We start from the raw sequence: 7,933 nt of genomic DNA, 5'->3' as shown, positions 1-7,933 counted from the left end.
ACGCCCAACGGCCGGACACCCGCGTCCGCTGCGTCCGCGTCCGCTGCGCCATTGCCGCGTACGCCCGAGTCCCGTGACCCCGGGGCCCGTACGCCTGAGTCCCGTACGCCTGAGTCCCGTACGCCCGTCGCCGTCAGCGACGCCGGGCTGCCCGGCTGGCTGGCGCCGGTCGCCGACGCGGCCCGTACCGTACGGCCCGAAGAGCTGAGCAGCTTCCTCCCGCCCGAGGACGACGGCGGCCGGCCCGCCGCCGTGCTCGTCCTCTTCGGCGACGGCGACGACGGCCCCGAACTGCTGCTCACCGAGCGCGCCGGCTCCCTCCGCTCGCACGCCGGACAGCCCTCCTTCCCCGGCGGCTCCCTCGACCCGGAGGACGGCGACCCCGCGGGCGAAGGACCGCTGCGCGCCGCGCTGCGCGAGGCCGAGGAGGAGACCGGGCTCGACCCCGCGGGCGTGCAGGTGTTCTCCGTGCTGCCCCGGCTCTACATCCCCGTCAGCGGCTTCGTCGTCTCGCCCGTGCTCGGCTGGTGGCGCGAGCCCAGCCCCGTCGGCGTCGTCGATCCGGCCGAGACGGCCCGGGTGTTCAGCGTCACCGTGGCGGATCTCACCGACCCGGCGAACCGCGCGATGGCGGTCCATCCGCGCGGCCACCTCGGCCCCGCGTTCCTCGTGGGGTCCGCGCTGGTCTGGGGTTTCACCGCCGGCGTGATCGACCGGATCCTGCACCTGGCCGGGTGGGAGCGCCCGTGGGATCGCGAACGCCGGGTGCCGCTGGACTGGCACGCATGAGACGGTGACCGGGTGAACGTGCTGGACATCCTGCTGGTGGCGGCGGCCGTGTGGTTCGCCGTGGTCGGCTATCGCCAGGGCTTCGTGGTCGGTGTCCTGTCCGTGTGCGGCTTCGTGGGCGGCGGGCTGCTGGCCATCTATCTGCTGCCCGTCATCTGGGACTTGGTGACCGACGGCGCCGCCCTCGGCCCGACGGCCGCGTTCGGCGCCATCGTCCTCGTGCTGATAGCGGCCTCGGTGGGCCAGGGACTCACCACCCATCTCGGCAACCAGCTGCGGCAGTACATCACCTGGTCCCCCGCCCGCTCCCTCGACGCCACCGGCGGCGCGCTCGTCAACGTGGTGGCGCTGCTGCTCGTCGCCTGGCTGCTCGGCACGGCGCTGGCGTCGACGACGCTGCCGACCGTCGCCCGCGAGGTGCGCGCGTCGAAGGTGCTCAACGGCGTGGCCGAGGTGATGCCGAAGAGCGCCGACACCTGGTTCGGCGAGTTCAGTTCGGTGCTGTCGGAGAACCGCTTCCCGCAGGTCTTCGCGCCGTTCCAGAGCGAGCAGATCACGAACGTCCCGGCGCCCGACCCGGCGCTGGTGGGCAGCCCGGTGGTGGAGCAGGCCAGGAAGAGCATCGTCAAGGTCGTCGGCACGGCCCAGTCGTGCGGCAAGGTGCTGGAGGGCACCGGGTTCGTCTTCGCCCCGCAGCGCGTGATGACCAACGCCCACGTCGTCGGCGGCGTCGACGAGCCCACCGTGCAGATCGGCGGCGAAGGTCGGCTCTACGACGCCGAGGTCGTGCTCTACGACTGGGAGCGGGACATCGCCGTGCTGGAGGTCCCCGGGCTGGACGCCCCCGCCCTGCCGTTCGACCAGGACGACGCGGGGCGCGGCGACGACGCCATCGTCGCCGGCTTCCCGGAGAACGGCGGCTTCGACGTACGGGCGGCGCGGGTGCGCGACCGCATAACGGCCAACGGCCCGGACATCTACCGCCGCGGCACGGTCAACCGCGACGTCTACTCGCTCTACACCCTCGTCCGCCAGGGCAACTCCGGCGGCCCGCTGCTCAACCCCGAGGGCGGCGTCGTGGGCGTCATCTTCGCCAGGTCCATGGACGACAAGGACACCGGCTACGCACTGACCGTCGACGAGGTCCGCGACGACATCGAGCGCGGGCGCACGGCGTCGCAGCGCGTGGACAGCGACAGTTGTGCCATGTGAGACGCCGGACGCCCGGGGGCCGGGCCCCCGGAATCCAGGTCAGGACCCGTCCCGGCGGGGCCGCTTCAGTGCACGCGCCGCAACCGGGCGCTCATCCAGCGGGCCCGGCGGCGGAGGATGTGCGGGATCCCCAGACGGAGGTCCGCTTCGCTATGCGCCGCGGCGCCCCGGAGCGGTCTGGCGTCCGAGGCGGGGGCGCGGTGGGTTCCTACGTCGTTGTAGTCATGCGTCCAACCCATACCCCGGATCCTCCCCCCACCGGGCGGCCGGTAATCGCCCTTTCCCGGGCCCATCGGCCTATGCACGGTGCAATTGACGGGCGCCCTTCCGGCGACGGTGGCGCGGGGTCCGCGGCGCGTCCGTGGCGGAGGGTGCGCAACGGGCGGTGGACCGGCCGTTGAGCTGTGCCGGTTCAGCGGTCGGGCTCGGGATCCCGTAGCCAGTTGACGAGTTCGGTCGTGAACGCGACCGGGTCCTCCTCGTGCGGGAAGTGCCCGAGACCGTCGAAAAGCCGCCACCGGTACGGCGCTTCGACGTACGCCACCGAGCCCGCCGCGCTCCGCGTGCGCATGACCGGATCGAGGGATCCGTGCAGGTGCAGCACCGGCACCCGGACCGGCAGCTTCATCCGGCGGTAGAACTGTATGCCGTCCGGCCGCCCCAGCGACCGTACGAGCCAGCGGTACGGCTCCACCGAGCAGTGCGCCGTCGAGGGGACGGTCATCGCGCGCCGGTAGACCGCCAGCGCCTTGTCGTCCGGCTGCCGCGGCCCCGACCAGGCGCGGATCAGCCGGCCCGTCAACGCGGCGTCGTCGGCGACGAGTTGCCGCTCGGGCAGCCAGGGGCGCTGGGCGCTCCAGACGAAGGAGCCCGCGGCGCTCTGCCGCGGGTCGGTCAGCATCGCGGAGCGCCAGCGGCGCGGGTGCGGCATCGAGGAGACGGTGAGCCGGCGGATCAGCTTGGGCCGCATCACGGCGGCGGTCCAGGCGAGGTAGCCGCCGAGGTCGTGGCCGACGAGCGCGGCGTCCGGCTCGCCGAGCGAGCGGATCACGCCGGTGACGTCGAGGGCGAGGTTCGCGGGGTCGTAGCCGCGCGGCGTACGGTCGCTGCCGCCGACCCCGCGCAGGTCCATGGCCACCGCACGGTAGCCGGCCTCGGCGAGCGCGGGCAGTTGATGCCGCCAGGTCCACCAGAACTGCGGGAACCCGTGCAGCAGCAGCACCAGCGGCCCTTCGCCCATTTCCACGATGTGGAAACGGGCGCCGTTCGCCGCGACGTCCCTGTGGGCCCAGGGGCCCTCGATGTGGACTGCCGGATCGACTGGCGACGGTGCCGTCATGACTCCGAGCGTGCCACACCCGCGGCCGGCTTGCGTCGGTCCGCCGGATGACCTCGGCCGCGCAGCGAGTCGGAGATGACCGTGGCGGTCTCCTTGGTGGAGTTCATCGCGCGCTCCGGCTTGCGCATCTGGCGCATCTTGGCGATGCCCCACAGGGCCGCGAGCGCGCCGAGCAGCACGTGGACGCCGAAGACGATGAGGAACGACCAGGCGAGGTGGAGGCCCAGGGCGTGCAGCCCGTACGCGGCCGCGAAGCTGAGCACCGGGATGCCGAAGAGGACGAGGACGCCGGCGACGGCCAGGGCGGCGCCGCCGGCGCCGGCGCGCTTGATGTCCTCCCGCGTCTCGGCCTTGAGCAGGGCGATCTCGTCGTGGAGCAGCGCGCTCAGGTTGGTGGTGGCGGTCGAGACGAGCTTGCCGAGGCTGTGCTGCCCGTCGAGGTGGGCGTCGGCATCGGGGTCGATGCCCGCACCGGCCTGCGCCGTGCCGTCCTTCGCCATCGTGCCGTGCGCCGTGCTGCTCGCCTCCGCGGCCGTCCGGCTGCCTGCCGCACCGTTACCGGCTGCGCTCATCGTCCGTCCCTTCGCCGCCTGAAGTCACATCATGCCCGACGGTCACCCGGCCCGCCGGTCGGGTGCCGCGTTTCGGCACGCCTCCGGTGGTCCGCGGCCTTCGCCTCGTAGATCGCGGCCATCCGGAGGTGGTATTCCGGGTCGTCCTGCTGATACATGTCCGGTATTCCGTCCATGTCCTCGTCGCGCTCGTCCTCCGCCGCGATCGCCTTGTAGCGATTGTCGCGGATCTTGAGCAGGACGCACGCGAGCGTGGCGGCGATGAACGAGCCTGTCAGCACCGCCGCCTTGGTCTCCTCGGCGAGCCCGCCGTCCTCGGCGAAGGCGAGTTCGCTGATGAGCAGCGAGACGGTGAAGCCGATACCGGCCAGTGTCGCGACGGCGAACACGTCGGGCCATCTCAGCGCCGGGTTCAGCTCCGCCCGGGTGAACCGGGCGGCGAGCCAGGAGCCGAGCGAGATGCCGAGGACCTTGCCGAGGATGAGGCCGAGCACGACGCCCAGGGGCTCGGGATCGGTGAACACGCCGCCCAGTGCGTCGGCGTTCACGGCCACACCGGCCGCGAAGAAGGCGAAGACGGGGACGGCGAGGCCGGCGGAGAGCGGGCGTATCTGGTGCTCGATGCGCTCTCCGGGCGAGACCTCTTCGCCCGGTCGGGTGGTGACGCGCAGCATCAGGCCCATGGCGACGCCCGCGATGGTGGCGTGTACGCCGCTGGCGTGCATGAGCGCCCAGATGACGAGGGCCAGCGGCAGGTACACGTACCAGCCGCGTACGTCGCGGCGCTGGAGGAACCAGAAGAGGACGAGGCCGCCGAGGGCGAAGCCGAGGGCGACGAAGTCGATGCTGGCGGTGTAGAAGGCCGCGATGATCAGAATCGCGAAGAGGTCGTCCACGACGGCCAGCGTCAGCAGGAAGGCGCGCAGCGCGGAGGGGAGGTTGCTGCCGATGACCGCGAGCACTGCCAGGGCGAACGCGATGTCGGTGGCGGTGGGAATGGCCCAGCCGCCCAGGTCGCCGCGGCCGGCGTTGACGGCGACGTAGAAGAGGGCGGGGGCGGCCATGCCGCACAGCGCGGCGACGATCGGCAGCGCGGCCGCCCGCGGGTCGCGCAGCTCGCCGTCGACCAGCTCGCGCTTCAGCTCGACGCCGACGACGAAGAAGAAGATCGTCAGCAGCCCGTCCTTGGCCCAGTGGGCGAGGTCGAGGCGCAGGTCCAGCGCGGAGGGGCCGAAGGTGAAGCTCTTGATGTCGTCGTACGTGCCGCTGAGCCCGCTGTTCGCGAAGACGAGCGCGATGACGGCCGCGGCCAGCAGGAGCAGACCGCCGACGGTCTCCGTGCGCAGGGCCTCGGCGAGGAACTTGCTCTCTTTGAGGGACGGCCTGCGCAGGAACTGGGACTGCTGAGGGCGCTGGGGCGCGGTCACGACGGGGCCTCCCGGGCGGTGGACGGCGGATACACGAGTGCTGTGTGCCGACCAGACTTCCCGGCGCGCCTCAGGGTTTTATCGCTCTCTTCACGTGTCTCCGCCACCTTACAGGGCGGCACCGGTCGATCAACCTGGCTTCACATTAAGGGTCAAAAGGGGATATGCGGTGCGGCTGGGCGGCAGAGCCGCCGGCGGCGGGGTGTTCCCGCCGCCGGCGCCGCTCAGCGCGTACGGGCCACCTGCACCGCCCGCGCGGCCCGCGCTGCCCGTCCGGTCTCAGTCCTCCGAGGCCGCGCTCGGCAGCTTGGCCTGGATGAGGTCCATGACCGTGGTGTCCGTCAGCGTCGTGACGTCGCCCATCTTCCGGTTCTCGGCCACGTCCCGCAGCAGGCGGCGCATGATCTTGCCGGAGCGGGTCTTGGGCAGCTCCGCGACCGGCAGGATCCGCTTGGGCTTGGCGATCGGGCCCAGGGCCTTCGCCACGTGCGCCCGCAGCTCCTCCACCAGCCCGTCCGCCTCCTCGGCGCCGCCGCGCAGGATCACGAAGGCGCAGATGGCCTGGGTGGTCTGCGGGTCGGTGGCGCCGACGACGGCGGCCTCGGCGACCTTGGGGTGCGAGACGAGGGCGGACTCCACCTCGGTGGTGGAGATGTTGTGCCCGGAGACGAGCATGACGTCGTCCACCCGGCCCAGCAGCCAGATGTCGCCGTCGTCGTCCTTCTTGGCGCCGTCACCCGCGAAGTACCGGCCCTCGAAGCGGGACCAGTACGTGTCCTTGTAGCGCTGGTCGTCGCCCCAGATCGTGCGCAGCATCGACGGCCACGGCTCCGTGAGGACCAGGTAGCCGCCGGCGCCGTCCGGCACCTCGCGCGCCTCGTCGTCCACGACGGTGGCCTCGATGCCGGGCAGCGGCACCTGTGCCGAGCCGGGCTTCGTGCTCGTCACGCCGGGCAGCGGGCTGATCATGATGCCGCCCGTCTCGGTCTGCCACCACGTGTCCACGACCGGGGTGCGGCCGGCGCCGATGTGGTCCCGGTACCAGATCCACGCCTCGGGGTTGATCGGTTCGCCGACCGAGCCGAGGACCCGCAGGCTGCTCAGGTCGAACTTGGCCGGGATGGCGTCGCCCCACTTCATGCAGGCGCGGATCGCGGTGGGAGCGGTGTAGAAGATCGAGACCTTGTACTTCTGGACGACCTCCCACCAGCGGCCCTGGTGCGGGGTGTCGGGCGTGCCCTCGTAGAGCACCTGGGTGGCGCCGTTGGAGAGCGGGCCGTACACGATGTACGAGTGGCCGGTGACCCAGCCGACGTCGGCCGTGCACCAGAACACGTCGGTCTCGGGCTTGAGGTCGAAGACGGCGTGGTGGGTGTAGGACACCTGGGTGAGGTAGCCGCCGGTGGTGTGCAGGATGCCCTTGGGCTTACCGGTGGTGCCCGAGGTGTAGAGGATGAAGAGCGGGTGCTCCGCGGGGAACGCCTCGGGGGTGTGCGTCTCCTCCTGCCGGCCGACGACGTCGTGCCACCACACGTCGCGGCCCTCGGTCCAGGCCACGTCCTGGCCCGTACGCCGCACCACCAGGACGTTGCGCACCTGCTCGGTGCGCTGCACCGCCTCGTCCACCGCGGGCTTGAGCGCGGACGGCTTGCCGCGCCGGTAGCCGCCGTCGGCGGTGATGACCACGCGCGCGTCCGCGTCGGCGATCCGGGTGGCGAGCGCGTCGGCGGAGAAGCCGCCGAAGACCACCGAGTGGGGCGCGCCGACGCGGGCGCAGGCCAGCATGGCGACGACGGTCTCCGGGATCATCGGCATGTAGATCGCGACCCGGTCGCCGGTCTGCACGCCCAGCTCCACCAGCGCGTTGGCCGCCTTGGCGACGTCCCGCTGCAGCTCGGCGTAGGTGATCGAGCGGGAGTCGCCCGGCTCGCCCTCGAAGTGGATCGCGACGCGGTCGCCGAGGCCCGCCTCGACGTGCCGGTCCACGCAGTTGTACGCCACGTTGAGCGAGCCGTCCTCGAACCACTTCGCGAACGGCGGGTTCGACCAGTCGAGCGTCTTGGTGGGCTCGGTGGCCCAACTGAGCCTCCGGGCCTGCTCCGCCCAGAAGCCCAGCCGGTCCGCGCGTGCCTGCTCGTAGGCCGCCGCCGTGACGTTCGCGTGCGCGACCAGCTCGGCTGGCGGCTCGAACCGGCGCTCCTCCTTGAGCAGGTTGGCCAGGCTTTCGTTGCTCACGACATCTCCCTTTCCAGGATGTCCGCCTCAGTCCCGCGCCTAGCTCATCAGGCGCGGGGAGGGCGTGACAAGGGCCTGGGGATAAAATGGTTTAGACCTGTGGGTACCCGTAGGCGCGGTGTGCTAACGGACATCGGCGGCGGACCGCCCCGGCAGCGCCGCGGGGCCGGGGCGTACGGCCGTGAAGTCGCCCTGCGCGCCCAGCACATAAGACTGCGCCTCGCCGACGTGGAAGTACATACCGTGCAGGCTCAGCGAGCCGTCGGCCAGTCGGCGGTGCACACCCGGGTGCCGGCGCAGATGGTCCAACTGCTGCGCGACGTTGGCCAGGCTCACCCGCTCGGCGTCGTCCGCGTACG

At 72.0% G+C, this 7,933-nt stretch carries 7 protein-coding genes; 2 read left to right on the top strand and 5 right to left on the bottom strand.

Translation table 11 applies throughout. From position 1 onward, the window contains the following. Positions 1 to 51: 51 nt before the first annotated feature. Both H5J30_RS11130 and H5J30_RS11125 read left to right on the top strand, forming a co-directional pair. Positions 52 to 789, top strand: a complete 738-nt coding sequence (locus H5J30_RS11130; RefSeq protein WP_181787269.1) for an NUDIX hydrolase — start codon at positions 52 to 54, stop codon at positions 787 to 789. A gap of 12 nt (positions 790 to 801) precedes the next feature. Continuing rightward, entirely contained in the window at positions 802 to 2,001 is a 1,200-nt protein-coding gene (locus H5J30_RS11125; protein ID WP_181787268.1) for a MarP family serine protease, read from the top strand. Positions 2,002 to 2,413: 412 nt separating this feature from the next. Here the strand turns inward: H5J30_RS11125 and H5J30_RS11120 are convergent, their stop codons facing one another. The 5 genes from H5J30_RS11120 to H5J30_RS11100 form a co-directional block, all read right to left on the bottom strand. Continuing rightward, entirely contained in the window at positions 2,414 to 3,340 is a 927-nt protein-coding gene (locus tag H5J30_RS11120; protein WP_181787267.1) for an alpha/beta fold hydrolase, read from the bottom strand. Further along, positions 3,337 to 3,840: a phage holin family protein gene (locus H5J30_RS11115; protein WP_181787270.1), complete on the bottom strand. Its 504-nt coding sequence runs from the start codon at positions 3,838 to 3,840 to the stop codon at positions 3,337 to 3,339. The genes H5J30_RS11120 and H5J30_RS11115 overlap by 4 nt, the downstream gene beginning before the upstream one ends. 101 nt (positions 3,841 to 3,941) lie before the next feature. Next, a complete protein-coding gene (gene nhaA / locus H5J30_RS11110; protein ID WP_181787266.1) occupies positions 3,942 to 5,339 on the bottom strand; it encodes a Na+/H+ antiporter NhaA in 1,398 nt (465 codons plus the stop codon). A 279-nt stretch (positions 5,340 to 5,618) separates the two neighbouring features. Next, positions 5,619 to 7,574, bottom strand: coding sequence for an acetate--CoA ligase (acs, locus tag H5J30_RS11105; RefSeq protein ID WP_181787265.1), 1,956 nt, complete (start codon positions 7,572 to 7,574; stop codon positions 5,619 to 5,621). A gap of 123 nt (positions 7,575 to 7,697) precedes the next feature. Continuing rightward, the coding region (locus tag H5J30_RS11100) for a carbonic anhydrase (RefSeq protein ID WP_220188772.1) at positions 7,698 to 7,933 on the bottom strand (236 nt) is incomplete at its 5' end.

Source organism: Streptomyces phytophilus, from assembly GCF_013870535.1.
GTDB classification, from domain to species: domain Bacteria; phylum Actinomycetota; class Actinomycetes; order Streptomycetales; family Streptomycetaceae; genus Streptomyces; species Streptomyces phytophilus.
This window is presented reverse-complemented; position numbering and strand designations above follow the sequence as displayed.